Annotated in this window: 17 protein-coding genes; 10 read left to right on the top strand and 7 right to left on the bottom strand. The window is 60.5% G+C overall.

Annotation, left to right across the window (positions count from 1 at the left end):
- Positions 1 to 5 precede the first annotated feature (5 nt).
- Positions 6 to 2,456 carry a glycogen/starch/alpha-glucan phosphorylase gene (locus LOY50_RS01940; RefSeq protein ID WP_258690207.1) on the bottom strand — a complete coding sequence of 817 codons (2,451 nt, stop codon included), beginning with the start codon at positions 2,454 to 2,456 and terminating at the stop codon, positions 6 to 8.
- A 253-nt stretch (positions 2,457 to 2,709) separates the two neighbouring features.
- Between LOY50_RS01940 and LOY50_RS01935 the strand changes: the two genes are divergently transcribed.
- Complete coding sequence (locus tag LOY50_RS01935) at positions 2,710 to 3,147, top strand: YkgJ family cysteine cluster protein (RefSeq protein WP_003196865.1); 438 nt, start codon at positions 2,710 to 2,712, stop codon at positions 3,145 to 3,147.
- 204 nt (positions 3,148 to 3,351) lie between these two features.
- Here LOY50_RS01935 and typA read toward each other — a convergent pair whose 3' ends face one another.
- Positions 3,352 to 5,172, bottom strand: coding sequence for a translational GTPase TypA (typA, locus tag LOY50_RS01930; protein ID WP_003186725.1), 1,821 nt, complete (start codon positions 5,170 to 5,172; stop codon positions 3,352 to 3,354).
- 138 nt (positions 5,173 to 5,310) lie between these two features.
- A complete protein-coding gene (gene thiI / locus LOY50_RS01925; protein WP_003196863.1) occupies positions 5,311 to 6,765 on the bottom strand; it encodes a tRNA uracil 4-sulfurtransferase ThiI in 1,455 nt (484 codons plus the stop codon).
- A 328-nt stretch (positions 6,766 to 7,093) separates the two neighbouring features.
- Between thiI and glnA the strand changes: the two genes are divergently transcribed.
- The 6 genes from glnA (at position 7,094) to ntrC (ending at position 14,217) form a co-directional block, all read left to right on the top strand.
- Entirely contained in the window at positions 7,094 to 8,500 is a 1,407-nt protein-coding gene (gene glnA / locus LOY50_RS01920) for a glutamate--ammonia ligase (protein WP_003186728.1), read from the top strand.
- Between the two features lie 122 nt (positions 8,501 to 8,622).
- A complete protein-coding gene (locus LOY50_RS01915) occupies positions 8,623 to 9,186 on the top strand; it encodes a chorismate mutase (protein ID WP_258690206.1) in 564 nt (187 codons plus the stop codon).
- A 1,120-nt stretch (positions 9,187 to 10,306) separates the two neighbouring features.
- Positions 10,307 to 10,825 (top strand): DUF4124 domain-containing protein, encoded by a 519-nt coding sequence (locus LOY50_RS01910; RefSeq protein ID WP_258690205.1) that lies wholly within the window; start codon positions 10,307 to 10,309, stop codon positions 10,823 to 10,825.
- Entirely contained in the window at positions 10,822 to 11,445 is a 624-nt protein-coding gene (locus LOY50_RS01905) for a DUF4124 domain-containing protein (protein WP_253471021.1), read from the top strand. Before LOY50_RS01910 ends, LOY50_RS01905 begins: the two co-directional genes overlap by 4 nt.
- Positions 11,446 to 11,698: 253 nt before the next feature.
- A complete protein-coding gene (gene glnL / locus LOY50_RS01900; RefSeq protein ID WP_053117539.1) occupies positions 11,699 to 12,784 on the top strand; it encodes a nitrogen regulation protein NR(II) in 1,086 nt (361 codons plus the stop codon).
- Positions 12,781 to 14,217: a nitrogen regulation protein NR(I) gene (gene ntrC / locus LOY50_RS01895; protein ID WP_013692071.1), complete on the top strand. Its 1,437-nt coding sequence runs from the start codon at positions 12,781 to 12,783 to the stop codon at positions 14,215 to 14,217. The genes glnL and ntrC overlap by 4 nt, the downstream gene beginning before the upstream one ends.
- A 498-nt stretch (positions 14,218 to 14,715) precedes the next feature.
- Here the strand turns inward: ntrC and LOY50_RS01890 are convergent, their stop codons facing one another.
- Positions 14,716 to 15,156, bottom strand: coding sequence for a hypothetical protein (locus LOY50_RS01890; RefSeq protein WP_253471017.1), 441 nt, complete (start codon positions 15,154 to 15,156; stop codon positions 14,716 to 14,718).
- On the opposite strand from LOY50_RS01890, the gene trmL reads away from it, so the two are divergent.
- A complete protein-coding gene (gene trmL, locus LOY50_RS01885) occupies positions 15,155 to 15,610 on the top strand; it encodes a tRNA (uridine(34)/cytosine(34)/5-carboxymethylaminomethyluridine(34)-2'-O)-methyltransferase TrmL (protein WP_258690204.1) in 456 nt (151 codons plus the stop codon). The genes LOY50_RS01890 and trmL overlap by 2 nt on opposite strands.
- Before the next feature lie 171 nt (positions 15,611 to 15,781).
- Here trmL and secB read toward each other — a convergent pair whose 3' ends face one another.
- The 3 genes from secB to LOY50_RS01870 are packed head-to-tail and all read right to left on the bottom strand — an operon-like array spanning position 15,782 to position 16,974.
- Positions 15,782 to 16,264, bottom strand: a complete 483-nt coding sequence (gene secB / locus LOY50_RS01880; protein ID WP_024618249.1) for a protein-export chaperone SecB — start codon at positions 16,262 to 16,264, stop codon at positions 15,782 to 15,784.
- 40 nt (positions 16,265 to 16,304) lie between these two features.
- The gene (gene grxC / locus LOY50_RS01875; protein ID WP_214510937.1) at positions 16,305 to 16,559 is read right to left on the bottom strand and encodes a glutaredoxin 3; all 255 of its coding nucleotides are present in this window, start codon (positions 16,557 to 16,559) and stop codon (positions 16,305 to 16,307) included.
- Position 16,560: 1 nt separating this feature from the next.
- A complete protein-coding gene (locus tag LOY50_RS01870) occupies positions 16,561 to 16,974 on the bottom strand; it encodes a rhodanese-like domain-containing protein (protein ID WP_212798599.1) in 414 nt (137 codons plus the stop codon).
- Between the two features lie 152 nt (positions 16,975 to 17,126).
- On the opposite strand from LOY50_RS01870, the gene gpmI reads away from it, so the two are divergent.
- Positions 17,127 to 18,656, top strand: coding sequence for a 2,3-bisphosphoglycerate-independent phosphoglycerate mutase (gene gpmI / locus LOY50_RS01865; protein WP_258690203.1), 1,530 nt, complete (start codon positions 17,127 to 17,129; stop codon positions 18,654 to 18,656).
- A gap of 227 nt (positions 18,657 to 18,883) precedes the next feature.
- On the top strand, positions 18,884 to 20,176 hold the full coding sequence (locus LOY50_RS01860; RefSeq protein WP_214510939.1) for a murein hydrolase activator EnvC: 1,293 nt from the start codon (positions 18,884 to 18,886) through the stop codon (positions 20,174 to 20,176).
- The last annotated feature ends 17 nt before the right edge of the window (positions 20,177 to 20,193 follow it).

Genomic DNA, 20,193 nt, shown 5'->3' with positions numbered 1-20,193 from the left:
AAATGCTACTCCAGGGCTTTCCAGATGTCGGTGGCATACTCGCGGATGGTCCGGTCCGAAGAGAACCAGCCCATGCGCGCGGTGTTGAGCACCGCCGAACGCCACCACTGCTTGGAGTCGTGCCAACGCTCTTCGACCTTGGCCTGGGCGTTCCAGTACGAGTCGAAGTCGGCGCAGACCAGGAAGCGGTCGTAGTCCACCAACGAGTCCACGAGCCCGGCGTAGCGCATCGGATCATCCGGGGAGAACACGCCGCCGCGAATCGCCTGCAACACGTCGTTGAGCCGATGGGACGCGGCGATGTCCGGCGCGGCGCTGAACTCGCCGTTTTGCTTGCGGGCCTCCACCTGCTCGGCGGTCAGGCCGAAGATGAACATGTGCTCACCGCCGACGCGCTCATGCATCTCCACGTTGGCGCCGTCCATGGTGCCGATGGTCAGTGCGCCGTTGAGGCCGAACTTCATGTTGCTGGTGCCCGACGCTTCGAAACCGGCCGTGGAGATCTGCTCCGACAGGTCCGCCGCCGGAATGATGCTTTCGGCCAGGCTGACGTTGTAGTTGGGCAGGAACACCACTTTGAGCAAACCACGCACGGTCGGGTCGTTGTTCACCACCCGGGCGATATCGTTGGTCAGCTTGATGATCAGCTTGGCCTGGTGGTAACTGGCGGCGGCCTTGCCGGCGAAAATTTTCACCCGCGGCACCCAGTCCACTTCCGGCTCGGCGCGGATCGCCTGGTACAGCGCCACGGTGTGCATCAAGTTGAGCAACTGGCGCTTGTACTCGTGGATCCGCTTGACCTGCACGTCGAACATCGCCGCCGGGTTCACGGCGATGCCCAGGCGCTCGTGGATCAAGTAAGCCAGGGCCTTCTTGCTGTGCAAACGCTGCTCGGCGAACAGCTTGCGAAACGCCGGCTTGTCGGCAAACGGTTCCAGTTCGATCAAGCGCTCCTCGGGGTTGTCGAGCACGCTTGGGCCGAGGGCATCGACCATCATCGAGGTCAATTCGGAGTTGGCCTGGAACAGCCAGCGGCGGAAGGTGATGCCGTTGGTCTTGTTGTTGATCCGATCCGGATAGAGTTTGTGCAGCTCGGAAAACACCGTGCTGCGCATCAGTTGGGTATGCAACCCGGACACGCCGTTGACACTATGGGACCCGAGGAATGCCAGGTTGCCCATGCGCACCCGGCGACCGTTGTCCTCTTCGATCAGCGAAACCGAACGCAGCACATCAAAATCGTGCACGCCCTTGGCTCGCAGCGAATCGATGTGCTGGGCGTTGATCAGGTAGATGATCTGCATGTGCCGGGGCAACATGCGCTCCATCAGCCCCACCGGCCAGGTTTCCAGGGCTTCGGGCAGCAACGTGTGGTTGGTGTAGGACAGCGTGTCCTGGGTGATCTGCCAGGCCGCGTCCCACGCCACGTCGTAGACGTCCACCAGTTGCCGCATCAGCTCGGCCACGGCAATGGATGGGTGAGTGTCGTTGAGCTGGATCGCCGCGTGGTCGCCCAGGGTCAGCACCGAGGTGTGCATGTTGCGATGACGGCGCAGCAGGTCTTGCAGCGAGGCGGCCACAAAGAAGTATTCCTGGCGCAGGCGCAGTTCCTGGCCAGCCTCGGTGCTGTCGGCCGGGTACAGGACGCGGGAAATACTTTCGGCCCGGGCCACTTCGGCTACCGCGCCCAGGTGGTCGCCAGCGTTGAAGCGCTCCAGGTGCAGGTCTTCCACGGCGCGGGCACGCCACAGGCGCAGGGTGTTGACGCTGGCACCGCGCCAGCCCACCACGGGCGTGTCATAGGCGATGGCCCGCACGGTTTCGGCCGGGGACCAGACCTGTCGGGTCTTGCCGGCATCATCGGTGACGGTCTCGACACTGCCGCCAAAGCCGATCGGGTAGACCACCTCCGGCCGCTCGAACTCCCAAGGGTTGCCGAAATCCAGCCAGTGTTCGGTCTGCTCCTGCTGCCAGCCGTCGACGATCGCCTGGCGGAACAGGCCGTGTTCATAACGAATACCGTAGCCATGGCCGGCGATGCCCAGGGTCGACATGCTTTCCATGAAACATGCGGCCAAGCGGCCAAGGCCACCGTTGCCCAACGCCGCATCCGGCTCGAGCAGACGGATGCGCTCCAGGTCCACGCCCAGCTCGGTCAGCGCCTCGCGCGCCGTGTCCAGCAGGCCGAGGTTGCTCAGGCTGTCGTAGAGCAAGCGACCGATGAGGAATTCCAGGGAGAGGTAATAGACGCGCTTCTGGCCCTTGCGGTAGATCTGTCGCGTGTGGTCCATCCAGTGATCGACCATGTGGTCGCGGGCGGCGAGGGCGATGGCTTCGAACCAATCGTGATCAAACGCATGATCCGGGTCCTTGCCAACGGCATAAGTGAGTTTGGTCAACACTGCGTCGCGAAATGCGGCAACTTCAGCTTCGCGAACAAGTGGTTCTTGAGTCATTGATAAGACCTCGAACGAGCATGGAATTGTCTGAGCCTAGACGGTCTGACAGACGGCATAGGCTCTTGGTTCGGTGGATTTCCCCGAGTCTCGGAGAATCGTCGCCATGGAATTGTCGGATGGTCGAATGAATGCAGGGGCCGTGCCGATCCGGGCGGGTTTGGCCGGGATGAAAAAAAACTGGCGGATGGTCGTTCAAAATTTCACCAGTCCCGGTATGATCGCGCGCCCTGATGCATGCTGGTAAACCGTGATGATGAAGCCCAACCTGATCGCCGCCGCGGAGATCGACCGACTCGATACCTGGGCCAAGTACTCCGCCCCGATGTGCGGTTCCTGCGTGTCGAGCTGCTGCACGCTGCCGGTGGAGGTCAAGATCAAGGACCTGATCCGCATCGGTATCGTCGACGAGTTCGAACTGGGCGACCCGCCGAAGAACATCGCCAAGCGCCTGCAAAAGGAAGGGATCGTCGAGCGTTACAACCAGAAGTCCGAGATCTTCACGCTTCAGCGCATGAGCAACAACGATTGCCTTTATCTGGACCGCAAAAGCCGGTTGTGCACCATTTACGAGAAACGCCCGGACACCTGCCGCAACCATCCGCGGGTCGGGCCACGGCCGGGGTATTGTGCCTACAAGCCCAAGGAAGTGGAGCGCGAGCGTAATCCGCGGACGCTGGACAAATTTTGATCGACTGATGGTTCAGCTGTGTCTGAACCTCCGTTATCGCGAGCAAGCTCGCTCCCACACAAATCTGTATCCACTGAAGATCCACTGTGGGAGCGAGCTTGCTCGCGATAGGGCCTGACAGCCGCCACACAAACTCCAGGCATAAAAAAACGCCCCTGATTTCACAATCAGGGGCGTTTTTTTAGCTGCTAACTAAGTCGAAACTCAGTTGCCGCTTTTCTTGGCAGCGCGGGTACGCTCGCTTTCGCCCAGGATCTTCTTGCGAAGACGGATGGACTTAGGAGTGACTTCACACAGCTCGTCTTCCTGCACGAACTCCAGAGCTTGCTCCAGGGTGAACTTGACCGGCGGAACCAGGGCGATGGTTTCGTCCTTGCCCGAAGCACGCATGTTGTCGAGCTTCTTGCCTTTGGTTGGGTTCACGCCCAAGTCGTTGTCGCGGCTGTTCAGGCCGACGATTTGACCTTCGTAGATATCCTGGCCGTGCTCGACGAACAGCTTGCCGCGCGCTTGCAGGGTTTCCAGCGAGTAGGTCAGTGCCTTGCCGGTCGCAACCGATACCAGGACACCGTTCTGACGGCCGGACATGTCGCCGGACTTCATCACGTCGTAACGATCGAAGATCGAAGTCAGGATGCCGCCACCGGAGGTCAGGGTCAGGAACTCGTTACGGAAACCGATCAGGCCACGAGCCGGGATGTTGTACTCAAGGCGCACACGGCCCTTGCCATCCGGAACCATGTTGGTCAGGTCGCCTTTACGCAGGCCCATTTGCTCCATGATCGCGCCCTGGGATTCTTCCGGCAGGTCGATGGTCACGTTTTCGTACGGTTCGTGCTTGACGCCATCAACCATGCGGATGATTACTTCAGGACGGCCCACGCCCATTTCGAAGCCTTCGCGACGCATGGTTTCGATCAGTACCGAGAGGTGCAGCTCACCACGGCCGGAGACCTTGAACTTGTCGGCCGAGTCGCCTTCTTCAACGCGCAGTGCCACGTTGTAGAGCAGCTCTTTGTCCAGGCGTTCCTTGATGTTACGGCTGGTCACGAACTTGCCTTCTTTACCGCAGAATGGCGAGTCGTTGACCTGGAAGGTCATGGAAACGGTTGGCTCGTCGACGGTCAACGGCTTCATCGCTTCGACATTCAGTGGGTCGCACAGGGTGTCGGAGATGAACAGTTGCTCGAAGCCGCTGATGCAGACGATGTCGCCGGCAGCTGCTTCTTCAACGTCGATGCGGTGCAGGCCGTGGTGACCCATCAGCTTGAGGATACGACCGTTGCGCTTCTTGCCGTCGGCGTCGATGGCAACCACCGGGGTGTTCGGCTTGATGCGACCACGGGCGATACGGCCAACACCGATAACACCCAGGAAGCTGTTGTAGTCCAGTGCCGAGATCTGCATCTGGAACGGACCGTCACGGTCGACTTTCGGCGCTGGTACGTCGTCGACGATCGACTGGTACAGCGGGGTCATGTCTTCAGCCATGGCGGTGTGGTCCAGACCGGCAATGCCGTTCAGGGCCGAGGCGTAGACGACTTTGAAGTCCAGCTGTTCTTCGGTGGCACCCAGGTTGTCGAACAGGTCGAAGATCTGGTCCAGGACCCAGTCCGGACGCGCGCCTGGACGGTCAACCTTGTTGATGACCACGATCGGACGCAGGCCGGCTTCGAAAGCCTTCTTGGTCACGAAACGGGTTTGCGGCATAGGACCGTCTTGAGCGTCAACCAGCAGCAGCACGGAGTCGACCATCGACATCACGCGCTCTACTTCACCACCGAAGTCGGCGTGGCCCGGGGTGTCCACGATGTTGATGTGGTAGCCATTCCAGTTGATGGCGGTGTTTTTCGCCAGGATGGTAATACCGCGCTCTTTTTCCTGGTCGTTGGAGTCCATCACGCGCTCGTCGTTGAGCTCGTTGCGCTCCAGGGTGCCGGATTGACGCAAGAGTTTGTCTACCAGGGTGGTTTTACCATGGTCAACGTGAGCAATGATGGCGATGTTGCGTAGATTTTCGATCACTTGTGTATCTCGATCAGAGGATTCGGTGTGCTGACAGGTCGTGGCAGCGATTTACGTTGAGTCCGACAAGGCCGTTACAGCCTGTCGGCGGCGTCGGGGGGCCGGTGACGCAGGCCACAGGCAAACAGCCCCGGGCACTTAGCTCGGTCGATAAACGCGCACATTGGCATGTCCCTCACTGAGCAAATGGTGGGCATGCAGGCGACTCATCACGCCTTTGTCGCAATACAGCAGGTACTGGCGAGTAGGGTCCAGTTCCTTGAAACGCGCGTTCACTGCATAGAACGGCATCGTTTTTACCTCGATGCCGGCGATGCTCAGCGGGTCGTCTTCAGCGTCGTCCGGGTGACGGATGTCGATGATGATCTGACCGGCCAGCGCTTCGCCGACTTCTTCAATCTGAATGTCCTGGCCCAACTCATCGATGACTCGATCGATTGGCACCAGCCTGGCGTTTTCGAGCGCACGCTCGAGCACCGCCATGTCGAATTCTTTCTCTTCGTGTTCCACCCGCCCGCGCTTGGCCGCCGTCTTCGGATTGACCGAGATGACGCCGCAGTACTCCGGCATGTGCCGGGCAAACTCGGCGGTGCCGATTTCATTGGCCTGGTCGATGATGTCCTGCTTGTGGCTGGCAATCAGCGGCCGCAAGACCAGCTTCTCGGTCACGCAGTCGATCACCGACAGGTTCGGCAGCGTCTGGCTCGACACCTGGGAGATCGCCTCGCCGGTCACCAGCGCATCGATTTGCAGGCGGTCGGCAATTCGTGAAGCGGCGCGCAACATCATACGCTTCAAAATGACGCCCATATGACTGTTATCGACTTTGCCGAGAATCTCGCCCAGGACTTCTTCGAACGGCACACTCACAAATAACACGCGTTGGGAGCTGCCGTACTTCTTCCAGATGAAGTGCGCCACTTCCATCACGCCCAGTTCATGGGCACGCCCGCCGAGGTTGAAGAAGCAGAAATGGCTCATCAACCCGCGCCGCATGATCTGGTAGGCGGCCACCGTGGAGTCGAAACCGCCGGACATCAGCACCAGGGTCTGCTCCAGCGAACCCAGCGGATAGCCGCCAATGCTGTTGTGCTGGCTGTGGATCACGAACAGCCGTTGGTCGCGAATTTCGATGCGCACTTCGATCTGCGGGTCTTTCAGCGAAATACCGGCCGCGCCGCACTGTCGGCGCAACTGGCTGCCGACGTACTTCTCCACATCCATCGAACTGAACGGGTGCTTGCCGGCACGCTTGCAGCGCACCGAAAAAATCTTGCCGGCCAGGGCATCACCATAATGGAGCATGCACTTGGCGAGGATGTCGTCGAAATCCCCCAGCGGGTATTCATCGACTTGCAGGAAATGCGCGATGCCCGGCATGCAGCTCAGGCGCTCGGTCATTTCCTTCAGGACCTTGGGTTCGCTGACACGGGTTTCCAGCTCGAGGTTGTCCCACACGCCATTCACCACCACGGCCGGGTCCAGGTCTCGGAGCACGGCACGGATGTTCTTGGCCAACTGGCGGATGAAACGCATCCGTACCGGGCGGCTCTTGATGGTGATCTCGGGGAAGACTTTTACGATTAGTTTCATGAAAACAGCGCGCGAACGGCCAGCCGAAAAAGGGGGGCGCGGATTATAGCGGAAATTGCTCAAGGTTTAACCAGTTTATGTGCAGATGGTTTTACACGCACCAAAACAGGTCATTATTGATTGACGGCGCCACATTGCAGTGCGTTATTGTCTGACAATCTTTGATTTACGCCATTAAAAGCGTGGATTTGGTGCAAAAAACCCATGGTGGGGCACTGGCATGCAATTTGCTCCCTTGTGAGGCAGGTTGCCATGGCAGAGTATTCGCGCCGGCATCACCCATATCTAAGGGCACTCCACTACCCGCCCGAAGCCACCCGGAGGACATATGTCGAAGTCGGTTCAACTCATCAAAGATCATGACGTCAAGTGGATTGATCTGCGCTTCACTGACACCAAAGGTACTCAACATCACGTGACCATGCCGGCCCGTGATGCGCTGGACGACGAATTCTTTGAAATCGGCAAAATGTTCGACGGTTCCTCCATCTCCGGCTGGAAAGGCATCGAAGCCTCCGACATGATCCTGATGCCGGACGACGAAACTGCCGTCCTGGACCCGTTCACCGAAGAGCCGACCCTGATCCTGGTCTGCGACATCATCGAACCTTCGACCATGCAAGGCTATGACCGCGACCCACGCGCCATCGCCCACCGCGCCGAGGAATACCTGAAGTCCACCGGTATCGGCGACACCGCTTTCTTCGGCCCTGAGCCTGAGTTCTTCATTTTCGACGAAGTCAAATTCAAGTCCGATATCTCCGGCTCCATGTTCAAGATCTTCTCCGAACAAGGTTCGTGGATGTCCGACCAGGACGTGGAAGGCGGCAACAAAGGCCACCGTCCAGGCGTCAAAGGCGGCTACTTCCCGGTTCCACCGTTCGACCACGACCACGAAATCCGTACCTCCATGTGCAACGCACTGGAAGAAATGGGCCAGACCGTGGAAGTTCACCACCACGAAGTGGCAACTGCCGGCCAGAACGAAATCGGCGTGAAATTCAACACGCTGGTCAAGAAGGCTGACGAAGTCCAGACCCTGAAGTACTGCGTACACAACGTTGCTGACGCCTACGGCCGCACCGCGACCTTCATGCCGAAGCCTCTGTACGGCGACAACGGTTCGGGCATGCACGTTCACATGTCGATCTCCAAGGACGGCAAGAACACCTTCGCAGGCGAAGGCTATGCCGGCCTGTCGGACACCGCCCTGTACTTCATCGGCGGTATCATCAAGCACGGTAAGGCCCTGAACGGCTTCACCAACCCGTCGACCAACTCCTACAAGCGTCTGGTACCTGGCTTCGAAGCCCCGGTCATGCTGGCCTACTCGGCTCGCAACCGTTCCGCCTCGATCCGTATTCCTTACGTGAACAGCCCTAAAGCCCGCCGTATCGAAGCGCGCTTCCCGGATCCGGCTGCCAACCCGTACCTGGCCTTCGCTGCACTGATGATGGCCGGCCTGGACGGTATCCAGAACAAGATCCACCCTGGCGACGCCGCTGACAAAAACCTGTATGACCTGCCGCCTGAAGAGGCCAAGGAAATCCCACAGGTGTGTGGCAGCTTGAAAGAAGCCCTGGAAGAGCTGGACAAGGGCCGTGCCTTCCTGACCAAGGGCGGCGTATTCAGCGATGACTTCATCGACGCTTACATCGCACTGAAAAGCGAAGAAGAAATCAAGGTTCGCACCTTCGTACACCCACTGGAATATGAGCTGTACTACAGCTGCTAATCCAGTAAGCGCCGCCACGCACGGCGTGCAATAAAGAAAGGCCTCCTTCGGGAGGCCTTTTTTATGGGCGCAGGTTACGTGCATGATGCCTCGTCGTTCCCCCTTAGAAGACGAGACTGCCCATGACTTTGCGTTTCAAGCTCTGCCTTGCCCTGTCTGCCGCGCTGCTGGCCTCCACCGCCGAAGCCGCCTCGACTCAAGCGCCCGAGGCCCTGACCCCGCTGCTTAACGCCATTGGCGAACGCCTGGCCCTTGGCGATCAAGTGGCGTTGAGCAAATGGGACAGCCATAAACCGGTAGAAGACCGTCAGCGCGAGCGTGAAGTCATTGCCGCCGCCGTTGCCCAGGCACCGGCCTACAAGCTGAGTGGCGAAACCGTGGAAGCGTTTTTCGCCGCCCAGATAGAAGCCAACAAAATGGTGCAGTACATCAACCTGTCCGACTGGGCCCTGGAAGGCAAGGCCCCAGACCTCCCGCGCCCGGACCTGGTGGGACAGATCCGCCCGCAACTCGACCGCCTGCAAAAGCGCCTGCTGCAACAACTGGCCGACTTCGCCCCCTACCGCACCGACCCGCAGTGCCCGCAATGGCTGGCCCGAGCCACCCACCACAACAAGCAGCACCCGGTGCACCGCCTCGCCCTGATCCGAGCGACCGGAGAGCTGTGTATCCCCACAAAATCCTGAGACAACACCCCTTCCCCTGTGGGAGCGAGCCTGCTCGCGATGAGGCCGGCACAGCCAACATCTCAGCGACTGACATCCCGCTATCGCGAGCAGGCTCGCTCCCACAGCGTTCTGCATCGGGCACAAGATTTGTGTTCACAGCCGATCCTCTGTGGGAGCGAGCTTGCTCGCGATGAGGCCGGCACAGCCAACATCTCAGTGACTGACATACCGCTATCGCGAGCAAGCTCGCTCCCACAGTGTTCTGCATCGGGCATAAGATTTGTGTTCACAGCCGATCCCCTGTGGGAGCGGGCTTGCTCGCGAAGGGGCCGGCACAGCCAACATCTCAGCGACTGACACACCGCTTTCGCGAGCAAGCTCGCTCCCACAGTGTTCTGCATCGGGCACAAGATTTGTGTTCACAGCCGATCCCCTGTGGGAGCGAGCTTGCTCGCGAAGGGGCCGGCACAGCCAACATCTCAGCGACTGACAGACCGCTTTCGCGAGCAGGCTCGCTCCCACAGTGTTCTGCATCGGGCACAAGATTTGTGTTCACAGCAGTTCCCCTGTGGGAGCGAGCTTGCTCGCGAAGGGGCCGGCACAGCCAACATCTCAGCGACTGACATACCGCTATCGCGAGCAGGCTCGCTCCCACAGCGTTCTGCATCGGGCACAAGATTTGTGTTCACAGCCGATCCCCTGTGGGAGCGGGCTTGCTCGCGAAGGGGCCGGCACAGCCAACATCTCAGCGACTGACACACCGCTTTCGCGAGCAAGCTCGCTCCCACAGTGTTCTGCATCGGGCACAAGATTTGTGTTCACAGCCGATCCCCTGTGGGAGCGGGCTTGCTCGCGAAGGGGCCGGCACAGCCAACATCTCAGCGACTGACACACCGCTTTCGCGAGCAAGCTCGCTCCCACAGTGTTCTGCATCGGGCACAAGATTTGTGTTCACAGCCGATCCCCTGTGGGAGCGAGCTTGCTCGCGATGAGGCCGGCACAGCCAACATCTCAGTGACTGACATACCGCTATCGCGAGCAAGCTCGCTCCCACAGGGGTTATGTGCAACAACTTGGGTCAATCACCCTCCCTGACCTATGCTGCAACCCATCACTTTTCGTTTTCGGTCGATTTTCCATGGGTCGTGGTTTTTCAATCCTCCTGTTGTTGCTGTTGGCACTGCCTGCCGCCGCGCAGATCTACAAATACACCGACGCCGACGGCAACACCGCCTACAGCAACCAGCCGCCCCAAGGCGTGCCGGCCCAGACGGTGGAGCTGCCGCCGCTCAACAGCATCGAACGCCAATCCCCGGCCAGCCCGAAAACACCGCCAGCCCCCGCCAATAGCGACGAGCCGCGCAATGCCTACGAAATATTGGAACTGACGGACATCCCCACCGACGAGGCCCTGCGCGCCAACAACGGCACCTTCACCGTTGGCGTGCGGGCGCAACCGCGCTTGCAGAGCCCGCATCTGTTCCGGCTGTTGCTGGACGGCCAACCCTACGGCCAGCCGTCCAACGTACCGCGCCTGCAATTGGTGAACATCGATCGGGGCGAGCACAGCCTGGCGGTTCAAGTCATCGACGGGGACACCCTCGTGCAACAAAGCGAAACCGTCACGTTCACCGTGCAACGAGTGCACCAGCCATGATCCGCTGGCTGCTCGCGCTTAGCCTGGCGCTGGCGGCGCTGCCAGGGATGGCGCAGGTCTACACCTACATCGATGCCCAGGGTAATCGCGTCTTCACCGATCAGCCGCGCCCCGGCAATGCGAAGAAAGTCCAGCTGCCACCCGGCAACCGGATGCCGACGCCGCCCCCGGGCACAACCTCGACGCCCACGGCCGAAGCCCGGCCCGAGCCCCTGTTTCATTACGAAATGCTCCGACTGTTGATACCCGAGCCGGAGGCGACGATACGCAGCACCGCAGGCGAACTGATCGTCAGCGTCACCAGCGAACCCGGCCTGAAAAAAGGCCACCGCTATCGCCTGCTGCTCGACGGCCAGCCAACAGGCGCGCCGGGGCCCAGCCCGGTGTTTGCCTTGAGCAACATCGATCGAGGCACCCATCAACTGGCGGTAGAAATCCTCGATGAGCAGGACCGCATCGTCGAACGCACCGCCAACCAGCCCTTCCATATGCAACGCATGTCCCTGGCGCAAAAGCGCCGCATCAAACCCTGCGTCACGGCCGATTACGGTCAACGCCCCGAGTGCCCCCTCGCCGAAAAGCCTGAAGAAGAAAAAAGCAGCATCCTGCCGTTCTTCTAACATCACTCAGGGCTGCGCACTATATTGGTGCACTCCATTGCCCACTACTCAGATCCCAAACCCATTTTGGTTCGAAAGTACCCGTAAAAGCTGGCTGAATGCCACGCAACCGGGCGAAAAACACCTTTTTGAGGCTCTAAACGCTTCTTTTCGGAGCCTTGGTTTGGTTTTTGCATTTTCCTTGTAACAGCGCATTAATCGCGCGCGCAATTTGGGACCGGTCCCGAGTTGCTACGCTCCAAAAGAGGTCCTGATGACCATTAGCGACGCACTACACCGCTTGCTGCTCGACAACCTCACCACCGCGACCATCCTGCTCGACGCCGAACTGCGCCTCGAGTACATGAACCCGGCGGCAGAGATGCTCCTGGCTGTCAGTGGCCAGCGCAGCCACGGGCAGTTCATCAGCGAGTTGTTCACCGAATCCGCCGAAGCGCTCAACTCCTTGCGCCAGGCGGTGGAACAGGCCCATCCGTTCACCAAGCGCGAAGCGATGCTCACCGCGCTGACCGGCCAGACCCTGACCGTGGACTACGCGGTTACGCCGATCCTGAACAACGGCGCCACCCTGCTGTTGCTGGAAGTCCACCCGCGTGATCGCTTGCTGCGTATCACCAAGGAAGAAGCGCAATTGTCCAAGCAGGAAACCAGCAAGATGCTGGTGCGCGGCCTGGCCCACGAGATCAAGAACCCCCTCGGCGGGATTCGTGGCGCGGCGCAATTGCTCGCCCGCGAACTGCCGGAAGAAAGCCTCAAGGACTACACCAACGTCATCATCGAGGAAGCCGACCGCCTGCGGAACCTGGTGGACCGCATGCTCGGCTCGAACAAGCTGCCATCGCTGGCGATGTGCAACGTCCATGAGGTGCTGGAGCGGGTCAGCAGCCTGGTGGAAGCCGAAAGCCAGGGTTGCATCACGTTGGTGCGCGACTATGACCCGAGCATTCCCGATGTCTTGATCGATCGCGAGCAGATGATCCAGGCCGTGTTGAACATCGTGCGCAACGCGATGCAAGCCATCAGCAGCCAGAACGAGCTGCGCCTGGGCCGCATCAGCCTGCGTACCCGCGCCATGCGCCAGTTCACTATCGGCCATGTGCGTCATCGCCTGGTGACCAAGATCGAAATCATCGACAACGGCCCGGGCATCCCTGCCGAGCTGCAGGAAACCATCTTTTTTCCCATGGTCAGCGGCCGTCCGGACGGTACCGGGCTGGGCCTGGCCATTACCCAGAACATCATCAGTCAGCATCAGGGCTTGATCGAGTGTGAAAGCCACCCCGGCCACACCACCTTCTCGATCTTCCTGCCACTGGAACAAGGAGCCACATCGACATGAGCCGTAGTGAAACCGTGTGGATCGTCGATGACGACCGTTCTATCCGTTGGGTCCTGGAAAAAGCCTTGCAACAGGAAGGCATGACCACCCAGAGCTTCGACAGCGCCGATGGGGTGATGAGTCGCCTGGCGCGTCAGCAACCGGACGTCATCATCTCCGACATCCGCATGCCTGGCGCCAGCGGCCTGGACCTGCTGGCGCGGATTCGCGAACAGCATCCGCGGCTGCCGGTGATCATCATGACCGCCCATTCCGACCTGGACAGCGCCGTGGCGTCCTACCAGGGTGGCGCTTTCGAATACCTGCCCAAGCCATTCGACGTCGATGAAGCCGTGTCGCTGGTCAAGCGCGCCAATCAACATGCCCAGGAACAACAGGGCATGGAAGAGGTACCGGCCCTGGCTCGCACCCCGGAAATCATCGGTGAAGCGCCGGCGATGCAGGAAGTGTTTCGCGCCATCGGGCGCCTGAGCCACTCCAACATCACCGTGCTGATCAACGGCGAGTCGGGCACCGGTAAAGAACTGGTGGCCCACGCCCTGCACCGTCACAGTCCACGGGCGGCATCGCCGTTCATCGCGCTGAACATGGCCGCGATTCCCAAGGACTTGATGGAGTCCGAGCTGTTCGGCCACGAAAAAGGTGCGTTCACCGGCGCGGCCAACCTGCGGCGCGGGCGTTTCGAGCAAGCCGACGGCGGCACGTTGTTCCTCGATGAAATCGGCGACATGCCGGCGGACACCCAGACCCGCTTGCTGCGCGTACTGGCCGATGGCGAGTTCTATCGGGTGGGCGGGCATACGCCAGTCAAGGTGGACGTGCGCATCATCGCCGCGACCCACCAGAACCTGGAAACCCTGGTTCACGCCGGCAAATTCCGTGAGGACTTGTTCCACCGCCTGAACGTGATCCGCATTCATATCCCGCGCCTGGCGGATCGTCGCGAAGACATCCCGACCCTGGCCCGGCACTTCCTCAGCCGCGCGGCCCAGGAATTGGCGGTCGAGCCTAAGCTGCTCAAGAGCGAAACCGAGGAATACCTCAAGAACCTGCCGTGGCCGGGCAACGTGCGTCAGCTGGAGAACACCTGCCGCTGGATCACGGTGATGGCTTCGGGTCGCGAAGTGCACATCAGCGACCTGCCGCCGGAACTGTTGAGCCTGCCGCAGGATTCGGCTCCGGTGACCAACTGGGAACAAGCCCTGCGCCAGTGGGCCGACCAGGCCCTGTCCCGTGGCCAGTCGAGCCTGCTGGACAGCGCGGTGCCGAGTTTCGAGCGGATCATGATCGAGACCGCCCTCAAGCACACCGCTGGCCGCCGCCGCGACGCCGCCGTGCTGCTGGGTTGGGGCCGCAATACCTTGACCCGCAAGATCAAGGAATTGGGGATGAAGGTCGACGGTGGGGATGATGATGACGGGGATGAGGGCTGATCGGCCTTTAACCCCTTCGCTGAATTTGAAGGCCAATCGCGAGCAAGCTCGCTCCCACAGGGGAACGCAAACTTCTGTGGGAGCGAGCTTGCTCGCGATGCTTTTTAAAGGACTGTGTGCACCGCTTCAATGCACTGCGAACCGCAATTGCGCATGCACAACGAGCCAAAACCCATCGACCCAGTTCGAAAAAAACCGCACAAATAAAAACAAAAGCCCCGGAATACGGGGCTTTTCGCATCACCAGCAGTTTTTTTGTGACAAGCCATTTAAAACTGGCACGCCCCCTGCAATAGCTAGATCACTACCCAGTTTCGGGGACCTTGGTACAGGCAGGCCGGGGATTCCCCATTTTATACCGGGCTCATCGAGCCCACTGTTTTGGGGGCCTTGATACAGGCAGGTCAAGGTTTCCCTTCTTTACACCAGGGCTGGACCTTCGCGGTAAGCCCTCCCGTTTTGGGGACCTTGGTACAGGCAGGCCGGGGATTCCCTCTTTTATTGCTCCTGGAGACGGACCTCCAGCCGCCAGCGGTCATCGACCTCGCTGGCGGTCCACGCCCCGCGCAACGGACGCGCCGCCACCAGCGTCAGCAGCAACCCCTTGTCACTCAACCGCACCCGCCAGTTCACGTCCTTGCCGTTGAGCTTTAACTGGCCGTTCTGCGATCGCCCTTCTGCTTCGAACAACAGCGCCACCGAGCCGTCGACGACTTCCCCGTGCAGCTTGGGTTCGGTGTTGAACCAGGCCACCACCCCACCGTCAATCACCTCGACCTGCTGCAGCACGCTCGGCTCGGGCGTGGTCAGGCGTCCGATCATCAATCCGACCATCATGCCGAAGATCGCCAACGAGCCCATCACCCGAGGCATTAGCTTCGAACGTCGGTCGGTTTGCAGCGTAGAATGCTGCTCATCTTCATCTGCGGAGCCGTGCATGTTTCACGTCATCCTTTTTCAACCGGAAATTCCGCCGAATACCGGCAATGTCATCAGGCTGTGCGCCAACAGCGGCTGCCACCTGCATTTGATCGAACCGCTGGGCTTCGACATGGACGACAAGCGCCTGCGCCGTGCCGGTCTCGACTACCACGAGTATGCCACCTTGCAGCGTCACGCCGACCTTTCCAGCTGTCTGGAAAGCCTCGGGCATCCGCGCCTGTTCGCTTTTACCACCAAGGGTTCGCGGCCATTCCATGACGCCAGCTTCGTCGCCGGTGATGCGTTCCTGTTCGGTCCGGAAAGCCGTGGCCTGCCGGCCGAGGTGCTGGACGCCCTGCCCGCCGACCAGCGCCTGCGCCTGCCGATGCGCGAAGGCTGCCGCAGCCTGAACCTGTCCAATACCGTGGCGGTGGCGGTTTATGAGGCGTGGCGGCAGAACGGCTTCGCCTGAGCCTGGCCTGTCAGCCAGAAACACCTGTGGGAGCGAGCCTGTGGGAGCCGAGCTTGCTCGCGATGAGGTCGACACGGTTCAACTGCAAAACCGCGTCATCGTTCATCGCGAGCAAGCTCGGCTCCCACAGGGCTCGCTCCCACAGGTTTTGTGCCGGACTGGCAGCGCCGCTTACTGAACGGTCGCGCCGCCTTCTTGCTGCATGCGCTGCAGTTCTTGCGCATACAGGGCATCGAAGTTCACCGGAGCCAGCATCAGGGCCGGGAACGAACCGCGGGTCACCAGGCTGTCCAGGGTTTCGCGGGCGTAAGGGAACAGGATGTTCGGGCAGAATGCACCGAGGGTGTGGCTCATCGAAGCGGCATCCAGGTTCTTGATCAGGAAGATCCCGGCCTGTTGCACTTCGGCGATGAACGCCACTTCGTCACCATTTTTCACGGTAACCGACAGGGTCAGCACCACTTCGTGGAAGTCGTCTTCCAGGGCTTTCTGGCGAGTGTTCAGGTCCAGGCCTACGCTCGGCTCCCACTGCTGGCGAAAGATCGCCGGGCTTTTCGGGGCTTCGAAGGACAGGTCACGTACATAAATGCGCTGCAAGGAGAATTGCGGTGCGGCTTCTTCTTCGCTGGCAGCTGTGTTCTGTTGGTCAGTCATCGCAGATCCTTCTTACTTTCAGGTTCTTTCAGTGGGAAATTCAGGCGTTGAGCAGTGCGTCGAGCTTGCCGGCGCGCTCCAGGGCGAACAGATCATCGCAACCGCCTACGTGGGTGCTGCCGATCCAGATCTGCGGCACGGACGTGCGCCCGGCCTTCTGGGCCATTTGGGCGCGCAGTTGCGGCTTGCCGTCGACCTTGATCTCTTCGAAGGCCACACCTTTGTTCTGGAGCAGGAACTTGGCTCGGGAACAATAGGGGCAGTAATCGCTGGAATAGACAACGACGTGGGACATTTCACTTCACCAGGGGCAGATTGTCGGCTTTCCAGCTCGCAACACCACCGGACAGCTTGGCGGCGGTGAAACCGGATTTCATCAGCTCGCGGGCGTGGGTGCCGGCGTGCTGGCCTTGGGCATCTACCAGGATCAGTGTCTTGGCCTTGTGTTTTTCCAGCTCGCCGATACGGGCGATCAGTTTGTCCTGGGGAATATTCACCGCCCCGACAATGTGGCCGGCGGCGTAATCCTTGCTCGGGCGGATGTCCACCACCACGCCGGCATCCTTGTTGACCAGCGCCGTCAGCTCGGCAGTACTGAGGCTGCGACCGCCACCCTGCATCGTATGGGCTACCAGCAACGCCAGCAGTACGACGAAGATACCGACGAGAATGTAGTGGGTAGTGGCAAATTCAATCAGGTGAGCAACCATCGAAGGAGGTTCCAGGGCGTTAAAATGTCGGCCAGTATACACAGCACACAAGGCCGGCCAAACCCCGCCCGGCGGTGACGCCGTCGGAACTTACCTTTAAACTGCCCGTCCCTTTTCCATCGTCTTCTTTTAACCTGCCACGAGTGGATTCCATGACTACCACGCCTAAACCTTTGGTCCTGATGATTCTCGACGGCTTCGGTCACAGTGACAGCCACGAATCCAACGCCGTGTATTCGGCCAACAAGCCTGTGCTGGACCGTTTGTGGGCCACCGTGCCCAACGGCCTGATCTCCGGCAGCGGCATGGACGTCGGCCTGCCCGACGGGCAGATGGGCAACTCCGAAGTCGGCCACATGAACCTCGGCGCAGGCCGAGTGGTGTATCAGGACTTCACCCGCGTGACCAAATCGATCCGCGACGGCGAGTTCTTCGAAAACCCGACCATCTGCGCCGCCGTGGATAAAGCCGTGGCCGCCGGCAAGGCCGTGCACTTCATGGGCCTGCTGTCCGACGGTGGCGTGCACAGCCATCAGGACCACCTGATTGCCATGGCCGAACTGGCCTTCAAGCGCGGTGCCGAGCAGATCTACCTGCACGCGTTCCTCGATGGCCGCGACACCCCGCCGAAAAGCGCCACGTCGTCGATCGAACTGCTGGACGCAGCGTTCCAGGCACTCGGCAAGGGACGCATCGCCAGCCTCATTGGCCGCTATTACGCCATGGACCGTGACAACCGTTGGGACCGCGTGTCCCAGGCCTACAACCTGATCGTCGACGGCAACGGCGAATTCAACGCCGCCACCGCCCAGGAAGGCCTGCAGGCCGCCTACGAGCGCGGCGAAAGCGACGAATTCGTCAAGGCCACCACCATTGGCGAGCCGGTCAAGGTTGAAGACGGCGACGCCGTGGTGTTCATGAACTTTCGCGCCGACCGCGCTCGCGAACTGACCCGCGTGTTTGTCGAAGACGACTTCAAGGAGTTCGAACGCGCTCGCCAGCCAAAACTGGCCGGTTTCGTGATGCTGACCCAATACGCCGCCAGCATTCCTGCGCCATCGGCCTTCGCCGCCGGCAGCCTGGAAAACGTGCTGGGCGACTACCTGGCGAAGAACGGCAAGACCCAACTGCGCATCGCCGAGACCGAAAAGTACGCCCACGTGACGTTCTTTTTCTCCGGCGGCCGTGAAGAACCCTTCCCGGGCGAAGAACGCATCCTGATCCCCTCGCCAAAAGTCGCCACCTACGACCTGCAACCGGAAATGAGCGCGCCGGAAGTGACCGACCGCATCGTCGAGGCTATTGAAAACCAGCGTTACGACGTGATCGTGGTCAACTACGCCAACGGCGACATGGTGGGCCACAGCGGCGTGTTCGACGCAGCGGTCAAGGCCGTGGAATGCCTGGACACCTGCGTTGGCCGCATCGTCGAAGCCCTGGAAAAGGTCGACGGCGAAGCACTGATCACGGCCGACCACGGCAACGTCGAGCAGATGTCCGACGAATCCACCGGCCAGGCCCACACCGCCCACACCACCGAGCCGGTGCCGTTCATCTATGTCGGCAAGCGTGATTTCAAGGTCCGCGACGGTGGCGTGCTGGCTGACGTGGCACCGACCATGCTGATGCTGCTGGGCATGGAGAAACCGGCGGAGATGACCGGGACGTCGATCCTGGTCTGATTGATCCATCAATCACCGCAAACCCTGTGGGAGCGAGCTTGCTCGCGATAGCGCCGGATCAGCCACCCTTGATGTTGACTGATACACCGCCATCGCGAGCAAGCTCGCTCCCACATTGGTTTTGGGTGTTTTTTGGGCCAGTTATCACACAGCCCCAAATGGGCGTTTTTTTTGCAGCGTGGGGCGGGCATACTAGGCCGTCCCTTTCCCTGGTGTCGCCCGCCTCTATGCTTCGCGTCCTGATAGCCCTCGCTCTGACCTGCCTGCTCCAACCGGCCTTTGCCGACGAGCGCGCGCAAACCCAACAACAGTTGGAAGCCACGCGCCAGGACATTGCCGAGCTGAAAAAGCTGCTGGGCAAGTTGCAGGAAGAGAAATCCAGCGTGCAGAAAGACCTGCGCGGCACCGAGACCGAGATGGGCAATCTGGAGAAACAGGTCGACGCGCTGCAAAAAGAGCTGAAGAAAAGCGAATCCGAGCTGCAACGACTCGATGGAGAGAAAAAAAAACTCCAGAGCGCGCGCACTGAACAGCAAAAGCTGATCGCCATCCAGGCTCGGGCGGCCTACCAGAACGGTCGCCAGGAATACCTCAAGCTGCTGCTCAACCAGCAGAACCCCGAGAAATTCGCCCGCACCCTGACTTATTACGACTACCTGAGCCAGGCACGCCTGGAACAGCTCAAGAGCTTCAACGAAACCCTGCGCCAACTGGCCAATGTCGAAAAAGATATCGAACTGCAGCAAGCCCAGTTGCTGGTGCAGAAAAGCAGCCTCGACACCCAGCGCGAAGAACTCGATAAGGTTCGCAAGGAGCGCCAGGTGGCCCTGGCCAAGCTCAATGACGATGTGAAGGCTCGCGACAGCAAGCTCAAGGCCCGCGAGCAGGACCAGGCCGAACTGGCCAATGTGTTGAAAACCATCGAAGAAACCCTCGCCCGCCAGGCCCGAGAGGCAGAAGAAGCGCGCCAGAAAGCGCTGATCGCCCAGCAGGAAGCCGAAAAAAAGCGTTTGCGTGAAGCCCAGGCCGACGCGGACGCCGGCGACGCGCCGCGCAAGCCGGTGAAATCAAGCCCCGGTGCACTGGTTTCCAGTGATGGCGAAACCTTCGGCGGTGCTTTTGCTTCGGCGCGGGGCAAACTTCCATGGCCGGTCAATGGTCGACTGCTTGCGCGCTTCGGTGAAACCCGCGGCGACGACACCCGCACCAAGTGGGACGGCGTGATGATCAGCGCGTCCGCTGGCAGCCAGGTGCATGCCGTGCATGGCGGGCGCGTGGTCTTCGCCGACTGGTTGCGCGGCGCCGGCCTGCTGGTGATCCTGGATCACGGCAACGGTTATTTGAGCCTGTACGGCCACAACCAGACCCTGCTCAAGTCCGCGGGGGATGTGGTCAAGGCCGGTGAGTCCATCTCCACGGTCGGCAACAGTGGCGGGCAGGATACGCCAGCGCTGTATTTCGCTATTCGTCAGCAGGGTCGCCCCAGTGACCCGGCCCAATGGTGCCGTGCGCAAGGATAAGCGCGCCCATCCTATTA

The organism is Pseudomonas sp. B21-010, assembly GCF_024749325.1.
Taxonomy (GTDB): domain Bacteria; phylum Pseudomonadota; class Gammaproteobacteria; order Pseudomonadales; family Pseudomonadaceae; genus Aquipseudomonas; species Aquipseudomonas kilonensis.
Note: the sequence above shows the minus strand (reverse complement) of the source record. Positions and strands in the feature narration are given on the sequence as shown.